Source organism: Streptococcus salivarius (assembly GCF_009738225.1).
GTDB lineage: Bacteria > Bacillota > Bacilli > Lactobacillales > Streptococcaceae > Streptococcus.
This window is the reverse complement of sequence record NZ_CP018188.1, coordinates 104,099-119,000: the sequence shown is the minus strand read 5'-3', so window position 1 is coordinate 119,000 and position 14,902 is coordinate 104,099. Positions and strand designations below refer to the sequence as shown.

Below are 14,902 nucleotides of genomic sequence, written 5' to 3'. Positions count from 1 at the left end.
AAACCTTGCATTACCACTCTCCTCATTAATCTTCAGGAATGACTTTCAAAATAACAGTCAATTCTCTGGACTATAATACCTATTATTATAAGTATTCATTTAGTAACAACTTATCTAAATCGGAAAACTGCTTTTCCTCCACAAAATTACTTATTTGATTTTCCATTTCTGCTTTAAACTTGAGGAACTCAATATCAAACTTATCATAAAAAGAGCCTTTTTTACAATGTATATCCCAATCTTCATATAGATTAGCAAGTATGAATGATTTAAAATGCCTAGACGAATCTTTAACTAATTTATCAGCGATATTCTCCAAATACTTAATGAGTAAACTTTCATCTCCATTATTAACTTCGACATAATCAAATTCCTCATCAAGTCGTTCTTTTATTTTATTAAAACTATCTTCTATCTTAATTATTTTAGCCATTAGACGTGATTCTTTGTAATTAGTTATTTTTCCTCCAAACTCACCATGAAAAAGTTCAACTAAAAATTGTAGCGATTCACTAACTCGTTTATGCTCACCGACTTCTATTTCTTTCAAGGTCTTAGAAATGGAGAGGGGAAGGACTATATTTTCTTCACACTTATGAAACGTCTTGGACACAGCTCTATCAACACAACAATAAATGTATACTCACATTTATTCCCAACTCAACAAAAAGAGGTAGCTTCTGCCTTTGATAATTTTTAAAGAATAAGGCATCAAAAAGTAACAAACAAGGGCTAACCCCTTGATATGAAAGGAATCTAAAAAATATTATGATGAACATGCAATATATAATCCTTTATATGTTCTTCCATCAGACATGTTCTATTAATTATCATGTTTTCTAATCTCTCAATCATCTCTAACAGTTCACTTAATTTGAGATTCTTGATCTGACATGTTTTATTTTTATATTTTTTTACTTCTTCTTCACAAATAGCCTTACCTGTCAAGATGTTAAGTGGCATTCCATTTTCAATAAAATTATTAAACATAAAATAATCAACAAATTTCTCAAATGTCTCAAAATGGTCCAACCATGTTCGTATACCATCTGTGTTATTAATATAAAGAGTATATAGAATATCATCTTTATGTTGAGATTTATGATATTCCCCATCTAGTGCATGTTTAATCTCTAAAAGAGTTAAATCTACTCGATCTTCTATATAAGAACCTACACCACGACTCATATTATATTTGCTATTTCGAAAACCTTCACTTTTCTTAGGCGTAGGCCAGATAAAAGATCCACCAAGCGTTCTTGTATTTTTCACATAATTAATTAGTTTATTTAAAATCCTCTCTCTCTCATCAATAGATTCATTTTTAGATAAATAATTAATTCTAGCTAAAGGATACTTGAGATGACCATAGGATTGCTGATATACATATTCATCTCCCGAAAAACCAAATTGATCTGAAGTAAGTCTGAACAGCAATTCGGCATTTTGCTTCACAACAATTTTATATTTATCATTATCTTTGATCTTTTTCTCACTCTCACTAGTTAGTTTAGCAAGTTTAGGGGGAATAAAAGAATATTTATTTTTATAATTACTTTCACTCTCTCTTTTTCTTAAAAATTCCGTTAAAAAATTATAGTAGGGTGTATCAATGTCCTCTCTACAATCAGGATCAACATATTTACCACCATTTAACACACTTCTATAATAATTATCAAACTCATTACGCTGAAATATAATCGTTTCTTTTTCCACTTTAAACCACTATCCTTAATTCATTTCTAACTACTCTATATCTTAAAATCATCGGATACTATCAATAATTTTGTGTTTACACAACTTATTTTACACTACCACCAATACATAGCAACTCCTTAATGATGAAGTCATCATTGAGTGTGATAAAGACCTCTTGAAGATATAGCAAGTCTAATGGGTATAGCACCTAACTGGATACCTAATAACAACCTTCGAGCGAATGAATATGAATGTTCCTTTTACCAAAAGGATTAGAGACAAAAAACGGTTCACTACCCAATATATGGTAATGAACCGTTATATATTACATAATAGTTGTCATGAGTTCTCTAACAATCTGAACTGATTTCTCAAAAGAAATATCTTGTGCATATTTGAATTGTCTTTGATAACGTGTCCAAAGTTGCTTTTGATACTCATCAGTCTCAATACTATTTAGCTGACTTTCCCAAATATCAATAGCCTCTTTACTTCCTCGTTTTTCTACAGTATTGGCCAGGGCTTCACGCAACACATCGAAATTTATCTCATCTTTTCTGATATGATACAAGGTAAAAAGGTCATAACGATCACGAGGACGTGTTGATGCTACTCCTCGGCTAATGATCGTTTCCAATTTTTCAGCTAGGACAGTTTCCAAATTATAAGTCCAAACCTCAATGGTTTCATTTGCAAACAGAGATGGCATCGAATAAGTAATTTCTCTAGGTGTAATCTTATCACCCGTTGTAATGTCGATGAAAACAACCTCTCTTAAAGTATCAAATGTAGCATTGAGTTTTAGAGAAAATCCCCCGTATTCGTCATCTTGGCGAATCGGCTCTAGTTTATCTACTTCAAATGAAAAGACATCATCCGAATCCGAAAGAATCTCTTCGAAGATGGCAATCAGATTTTCTTGGCTAAGTGTAGTCCCTTTAAGCGTCACATCTAAATCCATTGTCGTTCGCTTATCTAGTCCTATCAACTGTCCTATTAGATAGCCACCTTTAACAATGAAAGAGTCCTTATAGGAACTTTTAGCAATCAATTTCAATACCTGTTCAATCAGGAAGTTTTGCTGAAGCTGCTGGGCAGGAATACCTCTATCCTTAGCCATATTCTTAATCTTTGCCTTAAAGCTATTTGCATTGGAAAACATTAGGTTAATACCTCCATGTAAGATTGCAACTTGTTAGTCACCTTGAATAACTGTGCATAGTGAAACAGTTTTGAATAGTTAACTTTGTGATTTTGAAAATACATCTTAAATGCAGGAGCTATAACTTGAACATCAACATGATAAACTGGTCTTAAACACTCTGCTAAAACCCTCTCCGGCTCGTACACCTTAATCTTCTGACCCACTTGTCGCTCAAGCTCAATAATTCCTTCATCGTAATAAGAACGAAGAACTATCGGACGTATACCTTCTGATTTAACATTTTTTGTATTGGTTCCATAAGGGAAGCTCATGGTCATCTCAAAGGGAACTGTTAGTGATAATCCATGTAACCAAAGAGCTGTTTCTAAAGAAAAAATTCCTTTTGAAAAACGTTGCTGCGCCACGAACCATTCGTCCAGATAAGTATCAGGGAGGCGATATAACCCCTTTCCTTCAACCTCTACTTGTCCCTCATCAATCATTCTCAGCAACATTTTGTAAGGTAATTTCTCTTCAAGTACTTGTTGAAAGGTCAAAAATCCTTGATGTTGTTGAAAAGAAGCCATAATCATTTCAATATTATTCATAATAGCACTATCCTTTCGTAAGAAATAAAATGCTAACACTTTTATTAAATGTTAGCATTTTATTTCTTTTTTATCAACTATTTCGGGTTTAATTTCTTCAATAAGGATGCCACCAAAGCACGAGTTTTTGGCAAGCGATAAAAACCAGTAGATCGTTTAACCCTTTTAAAAAAGCCACGTATAAAATACGTAGCTTAACTTTTTACTGAACTGCAGGCCCTAAGTCGAGATAGAGAATATCTCGCTTAGTAGCAAACTGCAATGCGTGGTCATCAGCTTCAAACAAATCTGAAGCTAGAAACGTTTTCGTAAAGACGGTTTCATCTTTACGCTTAAATGTTGCTGTATAACTATGTTTAGTCATTTTTTCTCCTTCTAATATTCATATTGTCCTTTGACTCCACTATAGAGCCAGTAAACAGCTTTATCATAACCTTGCTGAAGGGTGCCGTTAGCATCCTCCATTAGGTCTCTCAAGGAATAAAATCCCCGGTAACTATCTAATGCTGATTCCATCAAACAGAAAAGATATGTTGGCATATCTTTTGTTTCCCAAGCTAGAAGATCTAACTGACTTAAATCATCTCTTGCTTCCTTTGGAAAACGACTCGGAAAATTACTTGTCGTAAAATTTCCACATTCTTTGGCACGCTGTAACATAGTTAAGCGAGCTTCCAACATGCGAATATCCGATTCTTGAAAGGCTGCGGCATGTTCCGCTGTAACAACTAGCTTGGATAACCCCGGATTTATTTCTTCAACTTCATAATAAAGTGAAGATTCAAACGGGATTTCAATAGGTGGAAGATTAGATACACCCTCTCGATTCAAAACCACGTTTCTAACGGGTCTGAATCGCAAACTTTGTTGCATATCCGTCTTGTTACTAGCAATAATCGCTGAAATTCGATCATTGATTAAGTCTGACGGAAAGCCACCAATATTCGTATTATATTGGTGAACCTTTTCAATATAGTAGAGACCTTGAGTGATTCCTGTCATTGTTTTTCTCCTTCTTGATTCCAATCACGCCATTACAACATCGTCAAGACCGAGCTCCTTGAACTCTTCTTGTGTCTCGCTATTGCTTTCAGTTGTCATCAATTCGATGACAACATTCAGTCCCATAACACGTGCTTGTAACAATGCTGAAGCAAGTGCTGGTTCAGGTTTTCCCTCAACGAATAAGGTTTGAACCTTACGCTCCTTCATTTCTAGAATTCTCTTGAGATAAAGACAAGAGAGTTCCAAAAATGAATAAGATTGAGCGTTATCAATCCGAGGGAATGTTGTAACGCCTTCAAGAAGGTCTTTAGCAAAAAGATCTGCAAAGACTTCCTGTGTTTTTTTATTTTTATAAATATAGATATGTTTTTTTGTCATTGTTTTTCTCCTCCATAGAAAAAAGAGGAGGTGTAACCTAGAATTACTACCTTCCTCTTTCTCTTATATATCCAGTATACGATGTATCTTACACGATATACTATTTATAGATGTGAATTACCACTGCATCTCATCAAGTTCTCGTGGGCTTAACTTACGCCCCAATTTTTCTTCAACACGCGCAGCCCACACAAGATTACCGTTCTTGATCATTTCAATCTCCTCTGGTGTCTTGTATGGTTTTTCTGGTAAACCTAAAGACTTCCAATCGGCCTTAAATTGTTCTACTATCCTCATGGTTAGTCTACTCCTTCCTTCAAAAAGCGGTCAATAAGCAACTGGCATGCTGCCGTATGAAATATCACACGGTTGGTGTTTGCAATACGACTGCATCCATAGCGACGCACGTAGTAGTCTAAAAGAGCAGTCTTTGAAAGACACATCATGACCCCCTCAAAACCACGATTGAGAGCATCTTGGGCAACATGTGCTAACAAAAGCCCTGCTATCCCTTGATTTTTCTTGTCCATACGAACCTCTAACTTATGAACAAAGGTGTATGCATCACTTGGCTCTGGAGTGAACTCAATCATTCCAGAAACCTCCCCTTGAATCACAAAACCACTGGTAATAGCATTAGATGAACTCCTTACCGTCCAATCAACTTCAAAACCTTCTGACGTCAAATCAGATAAGGTCGAGATTGCATCTGAACTAAAGTTCCAAAAGAATGTCTCTTTCATGCTCTGTTTCCTCGCCAACATGTTTTTCTTTATGTCTATTATAACACCATTTTTAGATAGACAGTCGGCCTAAAGCAAGCTCTTGATCATAGGCTTCCTCTAGCTCTTTTAGATAAGACTCTGAGTAATCCCCAAGGTCTTCATCTGTTAAGAGTTCAGTGGTTACCCCTTTACCTGGGACATTGCGAGTCATAACGGTTGCTTTATAAATAAAGTTCACGCCAGACTCTGCATCTACATAATCAAATGTGGCAGACATTGGGATATCGCTAAGAGTGGTATCTTGCTTTAAGATGTTAGTCAAAAAGCTATCGATATTCTCTCGAATATTCCAGTTCCCACAAGCTGTAAAAGGAAGTGTCACTGAGACAAGTCCTTCTTCAGTTGTGATACAATCTGCTTTTCTTGGATGACCTTTTAGAGTCGTTGGGATCCAAGCTTTTTCATTGATTACCCTATGAGTAGCCACAAGCACCTCAATATCTGACATTGTTGGTGCGGAAATAGTTACCTTGCCAAAGGCATTAGAGATATTTCCCATTCTTTTTCTCCTTTCCTAGAAACAACGCATTCTTCCGTTATCTCTAAAAGAATAGTAATTATCCTTCGTTACGATAACATGGTCTAAGACCTCCATTTCAAAGAGCTTTGCAGCATCTTCAAGGGCCTCAGTAACATTAATATCATTACTGGAAGGAAACACACTCCCAGAAGGATGGTTATGAGCTACCAGCACGTAGCGAGCTAAATTCTTCACTGCATAGTGAAAAATCTCTCTTGGACACGCCATACTACGATGAACGCTACCGATGAAAACTACTCGCTCCTCGATAACGTTACAATGCACATCCAAGTACCACACTACAAGATGCTCTTGTTTCTTATGTCCATAGGCTTTTTGGATACTTTGAGCAAAATATCCAGTCCCAGTGACACAAGTTGGCTTTTCTTCCTCACCTTCTGAACGTTTGAAAAGTTCAAGCATTGAAAGAAAGGCAATAGCATCTCTCTGAGTTAATCCATAATGTTTTAACTCCTCGATACTTAACTCACAGACCTTCTTAAAGACCTTCTTAAAATCTCCTTGCAATTCAGAATACAAGGCATCAACCTTTTCTGAAGGAATCCAGTGAGTGAAAGCCCTTTTGAATAGCTCTCTATCACCAAAGTCTTTTGGATGTCTAACTTGTCTCCTAGTAATTGTTTCTGTCATTGTTTTTCTCCTTTACCTGTTAAACCACAAGCCATTTTTCCTGCAGTTGCATAGCGACAGTTACTGTTGTGCTTACTTTAAAAAGCAAACGCTCTTGATCATCTCTTGCAACTACAACAGCAGTACTACCCTTATACAAAACCGAAATGGTACTTTTTCGAGGAAGTGCTTCTAGCAGAATACTGATTCTATCCATAACGACCTCCTCCTAGGCTGGTGCTACTACCCACATAGAGCGGATAGCTTGCACCTTTCGATTCGTTTCTGCACGGTCTAAGCGACAATCGCTATCAAAATTAGTACCGTAGACATCTTCGTATACCTCTCGCATACGTTTGCCCAGGTCCTCAATATGAGACAATTGCGCTTTCGAAGCGCGTACATTCAGGTCAGTCATATAACGATGATAAGCTTTTCTAAACATCGCATTTAATCTGGCATCATTCTCTAGGTACCATTTAAGGGAGTAGTTCTTGTAGTGCTCTTGTAACCACAAGGCTTTTTCTCTTTTTGTCATTGTTTTTTCTCCTTTATAAAATAAAAAAATGGCCCCTAGGACCATTTTTCTGTTCATGTTTTGAGGACTGTCAGTTCGTTAAGCATGGCTTCGTAGTAAAGTCTCCGTTTCAGACGTGACGAAAACAAATCCACAAATTCCTTGTAGTAATGAATATCTTCATTCGTATAGGATTTACAGGGACGATCTTCATCATAAACGATTAACCAGACTCTTTTTCCGGGGACAGCTTCACTCATTGTATTGACTCCTCTGTTATCCAAAGCTTCAAGACCTGCTAGTGAAACATACCCTACTCGAACCTTATGCCCGTCGTTCTTTAGATAAGTACACACTTTAGCCATACATTGCCTATGTTTTTTTGGCTTATGGGCACCCTCTAAAAAACACAGTATATTAATAATAGACGTCTCCTTCCTTTGTCCAACTACAAAAAGGTGTTGAATCCCTTCTATCAAAAGAATGAGAATTAGAAATACTACGGCAACTACAGGTTAAAAACCAATTTGTTGCGAAGCAAGTTACATAGGAAAAAATAGTCTAGAATGGCCACAAACCCAATAAATAACAATTCTGGATGTGTCTGTTTAGAGAAAGTGTACCAAACTTGTTGTTCGACATAAGTTCGGTTTGAATGGAAAAGATCTAAAAGACTCGTGATTGTCTATCTGACAAAGTAGTCACGACTAATCACCTCTTTTTGCTTCTGTTGCAAAGCATGGTTGTACATATTTAGCAAAGACTCCTTCTTAATAGAGTCCTCTTCTGCGATATATGCTTCAAAAAGATCGTTAATGTTTTGCATATCCATTCCTACCTTCATTCTTATAAGATCATGTTGTATAATTCTCATCCTATTATATCATACTCTTTCTCACCCAGGGATAGTTCCACCCTCTGGATAATGTTCACTTAATGCCAATCAGATAATGGCACTAATGAACATTTCTCTTATTTTGTTGCCGTAATAAATCCTGACCACTTTTTGTTCTACACCTATTGTTGTTGTGCTTGTTGACGTTGTTTGGCAACAAAATCAGATAAAGCTTTGAGTTGAACAGTCAACCCTTTACTTTCGCCTAGTTCCGACCACTCAAGCAGCTGGCTTTCTGTGGCTCCAAGAGACATGGCCGCTTCTTCACCACGAGCAACCATTTGAATCAGTTGATCATCGTTACAAACATTTGCCTTTGTCCCTTTTGGCTCTAGAGTAGCTGTTTCACTCGTTTGAGTAGCTACTTCAGCTTCACTAGTTGCCTGTGATACACTCTCGCTTGCAACTTTGTTAGCAGCTGATGTCACCTCACTTAGTGATGTCTGTTCACTGCTACTCAAAGAAAACGCAACTGACGCAGACTTGGCTGACTTCCCATAACGAGCACCCGTTGGTTTGCGAGGTGTTCTCGCCTGGGCATTTGACTGATAAGTATGATTACTACCATAATTACCAGTCTCTTGTGTTGATTGCGAATGATTTGGCACATTGTCCATATCTAGTTCTTCGCTATCAGCCTCAATACCAAGAAGCGTTTTGACCTCGTATCGACGCAGGTAAGTCACCTGAGCTCCCAGGTTCTTAATGTCATTGACATTGTAGAACACAGGAACAGACTCAATAGCGTAAGAGGCACCACTTTCGTGAAGTAGTGTCGTCACAACTTTGAGTCCATTGGCATTACCAAACGGGATATGTTTGGTTTGCTGCGTCAAAGTTAGACCATGCTTATTGAGTGCTGGACGTACAGCCCCTAAAATCTCTGATAGAGGTGCGAACTTAAAGTCAACGTTCTTAAACGTGACTCTACTTGTCGCAGTTACCGACTCAAACTCAGCTTGAGCCTTGGCCCAAGCTTCAAACAGCGGAGCCATAACCTCTGGCTCCTGTTTAGAATGGTCTTTTTTAGCTTGATCAGCCTTTTGCCATTCTAGTTGCATTTCAGCCTTAGCTAGAGCCACCTTTGCCTCGATGATTTCATTTACCATAGTTTCAGTATTTACAGTCATTGTTTTCTCCTTAATTATAAAAAGTGATCAAGAGACCACTTTATTTCCTATTTATTATTGTTGTAAAAATTCTGCCACTGTTTTTGCTGTAACCAACGACTTATTCGTTAAACAGTAATCACAGTGACCGCATCCTTCGACAGACTTATGTGCTAAAGCATCTTTAAGTACTTCAAGATGCCCATAGAAGATGTCTCTCCCCATTTCAATGATAGTATCATCAATCATAATTAACTCCTTATCTGGAACAGGTTCTTTTGAAACTGCCATAATATAAGGTGTAAACTCATAACCGTAGGTTTGCTTCAGCAACTCCTGATATACGTACATTTGTAGCGTATACTGATATTCTACAATGTTATAGAGAAGAGACTTCGTATAACGATGAAGTGTCGTCGAATATTTTTCTGACTGAAGACTCTCCATCGTTTTCAGGTCTATGAAATAACCGCCTGAAAGATTCAGACTATCAATTTTGCACTTGAAGGGAATCCCTTCTAACGTACCAGTGATAATCCGTTCTTTCTCCACCATTTCATCATCTGTACCATGATACAAACGATTAAATAGCTCCTCTTTTTCTAAAGCAGCAATCATCTTATCTGCTTGTTTGAAAGGGGCTTTTACTTGGCCAGCGGTTTTTCCTCGTTGACTTATGATCTTATCTTGATTCATTTCCAAGAAAGCTTCATGAGCTTCTTTATTCTCAAAATAAGAATGAACATAATTACCAACAAGTAGGCTTTCTGTCTCTGTTTTCTCAGGCAAAAAGCCCAAGTCAACAACTTCCTGCCTTAAGGGACATTTGATGTACTCCTTAAAACGAGAAGTAGACATGTAATGCCTATCTTGGTAGTAATTATCCTCTGTCAATGGAGGTAGAATTGCTACTTCTTCTATCATTTTTCTCCTTTCATAAACAAAAAGAGCTCAGTATGACTGAACTCTCTCTATTTTCTTCTAAAGACCTTGCTATCTAGAAAGGAATATTTTCAAATATAGAAGCATCTAACGGTTCTCCGCCACCAGGAAAGCCCCCTTCTGCAGGTCCAAAATCTGGACTTTGCGAAGAAGTGTTACTATGATCACGAGGCTGTAAGTTGTCAAAATTTGACACATTAACCTCGGTCACATATACACGCTGACCTTGTTGGTTTTCATAAGAACGAGTTTGCAAACGTCCCTCAACTGTCACAAGATATCCTTTCTTGATCCAGTTTGAGAAATTCTCTGCTTTTTTGTCCCAGATTACGAGAGAAATAAAGTCTGTCTCTCGCTCCCCGTTTTGATTTTTATAATCTCGGGGACATGCGATTCGAGCCGTCGCCACCGCCTTGTTAGAAGGTGTGTAGCGTAGTTCTGGAGCGTCTACAAGACGTCCTGTTAGAATTACTTTATTAATCATTGCTTTCTCCTTTCTTAATCCTCTGCTACGACTTCAATGTCGAGGAATACGATTTCCCCTTCATCTAATCCATCAGAAAACTTATGGCTTTTTCCACAAAATTCTTTGTAACCTTTCTTGGTGAAATGGCTACGTGGGGATAAATAATCGATATACCCCTTAACATGATCATTAGACCATGAATTTTTAGGATTTACCTCCCCAGAAAGAACTAAAGTAGCCCATTCTGAAGCAGAGACCATCATGCCCTCTGCATCAAAGAACGACTTTCTTGTTGCCGTTTTCTGTTTTTTTCGTGCTGCTCTGTAAGTAGAGCTTGTTCTGAAGTGTTTTGGAGAATAGGTATCAACCATTCTCATTTTTTTCGTCATTGATTTTCTCATTGTCTTTCTCCTTTAAAAAACTAACTCGAGATCCATCATCTCGAGAACTTCTGCTTGAGTATCTTGTTTAGAGACATACCTTGATTTACCAAGGTACTCTCTGAAGCCTTTCTTAGTCCAATGGCTACGTGGGGAAACTCTCTCAAGTTTCCCTTTAACATTATCATTAGACCAAGAAGTCTTAGGATCTACCTCCCCAGATAGAACTAAAGTAGCCCAATCTGAAGCAGAAATCACCATGCCGTCAGCATCAAAAAAAGTATTTTTTGATGCTGTCATTTGTTGTTTTCTTGCTGCTCTATAAGTAGAGCTTGTTTTGAAAGAATTTCTCATTGTCTTTCTCCTTTAAAAATTGTTGTTGTAAAGTGACCTTGGAAAGCCTCGAACACCTGCTCATAGACTTTCCTCCGCATGACGACCATTTAGATTTGGGAACACCTGTTCCTCACCTCTAATCATCGAGATGTCGCCTTTCTTTTTGTCCAACTACCCAAACTCAAAACAAAAAAAGCATAACAAAGAAGCCGGCAAGCCTTGTCTCAAAAAACAAGATTGCGCGTGCCTATGGCAAACCATAGGATAAACTTCTCGTTATGCTTAGTTGCTAATAACGTTTGTTGTAGCCTTTCAAAGTAAGTAAAGGCAAATATCTCGTACCTGTTATAAGCGTTAAGCCTCTTCTTCTATCTGATGGCTTAACTGATAGCTAAAAGCGAGTACGCTCCCTTTTAACCCCTTATAAAACATGGTATGCCGATTGCTGGGACAGAACCAGTAATGACATCTCCTCCTCCATGCTTCTCTTTTCTTTAGTCACGTGACCAAAGGTTCACCGTTAGAGGTGGTGAATTAGATATAAATTAAACAATTTATGTCTTTAGTATAGCAAACGCATGAAAAAATAGCAACTTTAGATTAAAGGTGACTTACAGTAAAACAAAAAAAACACCTAAAAGGTGCATGATATACATTTTATGCTTTAGTCCCATATCAAATAGAACAGTAACAAAACCATGTACTTTAAAGGTTAACCTTCCTCTAAGTTTTAGTACCATGTCAAATAGAACAGTAACAAAACCTCAACATGGACCAGCTCCCGACCTTCTTGCCTTAGCTTCCGGTTAGGCTATCTGGTATTTACAAGGTTATTCATAATTACCTTGAAGGTTCCTAAATAAACCTTTTAGTCATTATAACATATTTATCATTTGAGGCAAGAAATCAAGCAATGAACCCGATATCACTTTTTCTTATGTTTAATCTTGTTCAGTTTTAGGTCTTTGAAAGAGAGTTTATTCTCTAAAATAGCCACAAATTCATATGGAGCATTAAACATAATTTCAAAGCCTTTTTGTTTTCGATGGTCAAACCAAGACATCTCTTCTGGGTTATAATCCTTACGGGATTGCAAGGATTTGAAGTCCTCTTGATAAAGAGTAAAGGTATCACCCAACATCAAGATCTGATTAGCAATCCGTCCAAAACGGTTCTTTCGTGCTTGTTTTACCTTATGCCAGATATAACGTTTTTGGTCTAGAAGTTTCTTATAGGCTGAGTCCTGCACCCATGCTCTCTTCCCTTTTTTCGGAACACCATTTTCATCGTAGTTGTCTGGGTTTAAGGCTTGACGCTTACTTTCTATAGCTCTATCCAAGTCCGCCAACCGTTTACTATACCCAAAATCATTGGAGAGATCATAAACAATAGTCTCATTATCACGCGCAGCTGTAATCGCCATCTGCTCAACAGATAACTTAATTTCCACGTTTCCTTTATTTGGTAGCTCATGGTCCAATCCATAAGGAACACCATCAAAAACTAATAAAATACTGTATTTCCAAATATTTCCCTTAACAAGAGTTCGCTTAATAGCATATAACGCTAATTTTGGGAATTCTAGTGCATAGGCAACCTTAATCTCTTGTTCTCGGCGAAAAGCAAAAGGGATAAACAGCTTGTCGTTTCTGCCTTTCCCAGTCTCAAAGAATACCCCTTCATCAGTCACGTTGTTATTGCATTTACGGTACCATAAAGTCGTAAAATTCGTTAAGCGACCAATTGATACATGGTTGCTACTTTCTCCTTGTTTACGACGCTGAAGATATGCTCCTTTAACTGTCTGAGCAATAATTTCCATAGTAGACCAGTGGATTATTCCTTCTTCTGCATACCTTTTATACATGGCAGTTGCTTGGCCTAATTCTTTATATCGGATGAATTTACCACTATTAAGGCCAAATCTATCATTTAAGGCTATCCAATCAGCTTTAAGTGTCGCTGAAAGCTCCTTATGAGTTTCCTTCATAGAGAGTTTTTTTGTCTTGTCTTTCTCTTTAGATATGGCTTCCTTTAACTCTGCTAGCTGTTTAGTACGTATAGACAAAGACTTATATTCCTCTGAACTAACACGACGATGTTCTTGACAGTTGATCCAATTTGTTACGGCTCGTTTTAACTTGTAGCCATATTTAAAACGTTTGGCTAGAAAATCATCATAACCTTTGGTATTCAAAGGGATCTCTAAAGTATACACTCTCCTACTCCTTTCTCTAAGAAATTATCCTGGCTATTTTGCTATATAGACCTAGTCCCTAATATATCATAGTATGTCATTATACTGTTTCATTTTCAATCCAATTAAGTAAGTAACAAGTATCACACACACGGATAAAGACAATTTGCTTGTTTCGATGGAGTTATTCGATACTATCATCAAGATGACCACCCATGACAAAACATTTCCTACTAATAATAAGAACCTAAAGTATTTATGTAACCTCACTTAAGTACCACCTCTCAACTATCAATCTTCTAATTCGGCAATATTTGCAAAATTTTTGTCTCTTGAATTATCAAATTAATCTTGGATTGGGGGACACTCTTTATTAAAGACATTTTGCCTATTTAACTTTAACAAACTTTCCATGTAAAGATTTAGTGTTTCTGATATCTCTTTTCTAGAAATGATATCCCGTATAATCTCAGTTTGACCTGTACTGATATCTAAAACATCATAGTTGTCATTAACAAAAGCCTGTAACTTCATCTTATCAATAAAGTACTTGAAATCTCTATTAAACTGCCTTAACCAAATGTATGTTTCTTCACTTTGATAGGCAGCCATCATCGGAGTCTCTTGTCCTCTAAAATAAGATTTTAAATCAAAAAGTAAACAATCAATCCTATCTAAATATTTAGTGTAGCGATAAGTATTGATCGTTGGAGCCTTATGTTTAGGCCACAAAAAATGAAGGTTTAAATTAGAACGAACAAGCTCATAATCTTTTCTCCACTTTTCATAATCATTGTTATGAAAATCGGCAATTTGCTTTCTACCACAAATTATATCGGCTGCAAGTCGAATCTTCCGTCCTTCAACCAAATCTATCAAATGATCTTTTCTAGCAGATAATTGAAATTTTTTACTTAAATCTTGGTATAAACTAACATCTCTAGCATCTGGATCCCCACATAAGTGGTCAAATAGATACGGAATATAGTTTGGGTGATGATTCTCTAGAAATTGGTAAAAATCACTTTTATAAAATGCATCACAACGCTTCAAGTTATCTTTGATTATTTCCAATTGTTCTCCTTACCTTGTAAATCATTAGAGACAAGTTGCTTCGTCCCTAGGAAAGAGCTTGCTATTATTCAATCCCATCCTTAACAAGCTCTGAGACTGAATTTCCTGACTCATGCAATTGAGCAATAGTTTCTTTGAATTATTTAGTGTATTTTTGTGACATTTAGACATCTCCTTTGGTTAGATATTATTCTTCCAGAACATGTCTATCAAATCAT

22 protein-coding genes and 1 pseudogene are annotated in these 14,902 nt (G+C 36.9%); 1 reads left to right on the top strand and 22 read right to left on the bottom strand.

All coding sequences use genetic code 11. The features are described from left to right. Positions 1-85: 85 nt before the first annotated feature. Positions 86-613, bottom strand: a complete 528-nt coding sequence (locus tag BSR19_RS11080; RefSeq protein WP_197092269.1) for a hypothetical protein — start codon at positions 611-613, stop codon at positions 86-88. On the opposite strand from BSR19_RS11080, the pseudogene BSR19_RS11075 reads away from it, so the two are divergent. Continuing rightward, positions 536-700 (top strand): annotated as a pseudogene (locus BSR19_RS11075) (site-specific integrase); the annotation flags it as partial. The gene BSR19_RS11080 and the pseudogene BSR19_RS11075 overlap by 78 nt on opposite strands. A 56-nt stretch (positions 701-756) precedes the next feature. Here the strand turns inward: BSR19_RS11075 and BSR19_RS11070 are convergent. The 21 genes from BSR19_RS11070 to BSR19_RS10985 form a co-directional block, all read right to left on the bottom strand. Next, on the bottom strand, positions 757-1,716 hold the full coding sequence (locus BSR19_RS11070) for a DUF6994 family protein (RefSeq protein WP_231606017.1): 960 nt from the start codon (positions 1,714-1,716) through the stop codon (positions 757-759). Positions 1,717-2,023: 307 nt separating this feature from the next. Then, positions 2,024-2,860 (bottom strand): nucleotidyl transferase AbiEii/AbiGii toxin family protein, encoded by an 837-nt coding sequence (locus BSR19_RS11065; protein WP_156247172.1) that lies wholly within the window; start codon positions 2,858-2,860, stop codon positions 2,024-2,026. Beyond that, positions 2,860-3,450 carry a type IV toxin-antitoxin system AbiEi family antitoxin domain-containing protein gene (locus BSR19_RS11060; RefSeq protein ID WP_156247171.1) on the bottom strand — a complete coding sequence of 197 codons (591 nt, stop codon included), beginning with the start codon at positions 3,448-3,450 and terminating at the stop codon, positions 2,860-2,862. The genes BSR19_RS11065 and BSR19_RS11060 overlap by 1 nt, the downstream gene beginning before the upstream one ends. A 202-nt stretch (positions 3,451-3,652) precedes the next feature. After that, positions 3,653-3,814 carry a hypothetical protein gene (locus tag BSR19_RS11530; protein ID WP_197092262.1) on the bottom strand — a complete coding sequence of 54 codons (162 nt, stop codon included), beginning with the start codon at positions 3,812-3,814 and terminating at the stop codon, positions 3,653-3,655. A gap of 11 nt (positions 3,815-3,825) precedes the next feature. Then, positions 3,826-4,452, bottom strand: coding sequence for a hypothetical protein (locus BSR19_RS11055; RefSeq protein WP_156247170.1), 627 nt, complete (start codon positions 4,450-4,452; stop codon positions 3,826-3,828). Positions 4,453-4,476: 24 nt separating this feature from the next. Further along, positions 4,477-4,833: a hypothetical protein gene (locus BSR19_RS11050; protein ID WP_156247169.1), complete on the bottom strand. Its 357-nt coding sequence runs from the start codon at positions 4,831-4,833 to the stop codon at positions 4,477-4,479. A gap of 117 nt (positions 4,834-4,950) precedes the next feature. Continuing rightward, positions 4,951-5,130: a hypothetical protein gene (locus BSR19_RS11045; protein WP_156247168.1), complete on the bottom strand. Its 180-nt coding sequence runs from the start codon at positions 5,128-5,130 to the stop codon at positions 4,951-4,953. Positions 5,131-5,132: 2 nt separating this feature from the next. Next, on the bottom strand, positions 5,133-5,576 hold the full coding sequence (locus tag BSR19_RS11040) for a GNAT family N-acetyltransferase (protein ID WP_156247167.1): 444 nt from the start codon (positions 5,574-5,576) through the stop codon (positions 5,133-5,135). Positions 5,577-5,628: 52 nt separating this feature from the next. Then, positions 5,629-6,117 (bottom strand): hypothetical protein, encoded by a 489-nt coding sequence (locus BSR19_RS11035; RefSeq protein WP_156247166.1) that lies wholly within the window; start codon positions 6,115-6,117, stop codon positions 5,629-5,631. Positions 6,118-6,132: 15 nt separating this feature from the next. Next, positions 6,133-6,789 (bottom strand): JAB domain-containing protein, encoded by a 657-nt coding sequence (locus BSR19_RS11030; protein ID WP_156247165.1) that lies wholly within the window; start codon positions 6,787-6,789, stop codon positions 6,133-6,135. 19 nt (positions 6,790-6,808) lie between these two features. Continuing rightward, positions 6,809-6,985, bottom strand: a complete 177-nt coding sequence (locus BSR19_RS11525; protein ID WP_197092261.1) for a hypothetical protein — start codon at positions 6,983-6,985, stop codon at positions 6,809-6,811. Positions 6,986-6,997: 12 nt separating this feature from the next. Continuing rightward, on the bottom strand, positions 6,998-7,306 hold the full coding sequence (locus tag BSR19_RS11025; RefSeq protein ID WP_156247164.1) for a hypothetical protein: 309 nt from the start codon (positions 7,304-7,306) through the stop codon (positions 6,998-7,000). Between the two features lie 53 nt (positions 7,307-7,359). Further along, positions 7,360-7,650, bottom strand: coding sequence for a hypothetical protein (locus BSR19_RS11020; RefSeq protein WP_125411933.1), 291 nt, complete (start codon positions 7,648-7,650; stop codon positions 7,360-7,362). 320 nt (positions 7,651-7,970) lie between these two features. Continuing rightward, a complete protein-coding gene (locus tag BSR19_RS11520) occupies positions 7,971-8,111 on the bottom strand; it encodes a hypothetical protein (protein ID WP_180948424.1) in 141 nt (46 codons plus the stop codon). Positions 8,112-8,302: 191 nt separating this feature from the next. Then, positions 8,303-9,310 carry an ERF family protein gene (locus BSR19_RS11015; RefSeq protein WP_156247163.1) on the bottom strand — a complete coding sequence of 336 codons (1,008 nt, stop codon included), beginning with the start codon at positions 9,308-9,310 and terminating at the stop codon, positions 8,303-8,305. A 54-nt stretch (positions 9,311-9,364) separates the two neighbouring features. Further along, positions 9,365-10,213 carry a PD-(D/E)XK nuclease-like domain-containing protein gene (locus BSR19_RS11010; RefSeq protein WP_156247162.1) on the bottom strand — a complete coding sequence of 283 codons (849 nt, stop codon included), beginning with the start codon at positions 10,211-10,213 and terminating at the stop codon, positions 9,365-9,367. Positions 10,214-10,286: 73 nt separating this feature from the next. Continuing rightward, the gene (ssb, locus tag BSR19_RS11005) at positions 10,287-10,715 is read right to left on the bottom strand and encodes a single-stranded DNA-binding protein (RefSeq protein ID WP_156247161.1); all 429 of its coding nucleotides are present in this window, start codon (positions 10,713-10,715) and stop codon (positions 10,287-10,289) included. 14 nt (positions 10,716-10,729) lie between these two features. Then, the gene (locus BSR19_RS11000; RefSeq protein ID WP_156247160.1) at positions 10,730-11,098 is read right to left on the bottom strand and encodes a hypothetical protein; all 369 of its coding nucleotides are present in this window, start codon (positions 11,096-11,098) and stop codon (positions 10,730-10,732) included. Between the two features lie 12 nt (positions 11,099-11,110). Then, positions 11,111-11,377 (bottom strand): hypothetical protein, encoded by a 267-nt coding sequence (locus tag BSR19_RS10995; protein ID WP_231606015.1) that lies wholly within the window; start codon positions 11,375-11,377, stop codon positions 11,111-11,113. A gap of 961 nt (positions 11,378-12,338) precedes the next feature. Continuing rightward, a complete protein-coding gene (locus BSR19_RS10990) occupies positions 12,339-13,631 on the bottom strand; it encodes a hypothetical protein (RefSeq protein ID WP_156247158.1) in 1,293 nt (430 codons plus the stop codon). Between the two features lie 324 nt (positions 13,632-13,955). Then, entirely contained in the window at positions 13,956-14,684 is a 729-nt protein-coding gene (locus tag BSR19_RS10985) for a DUF6994 family protein (RefSeq protein WP_156247157.1), read from the bottom strand. Positions 14,685-14,902: the final 218 nt, after the last annotated feature.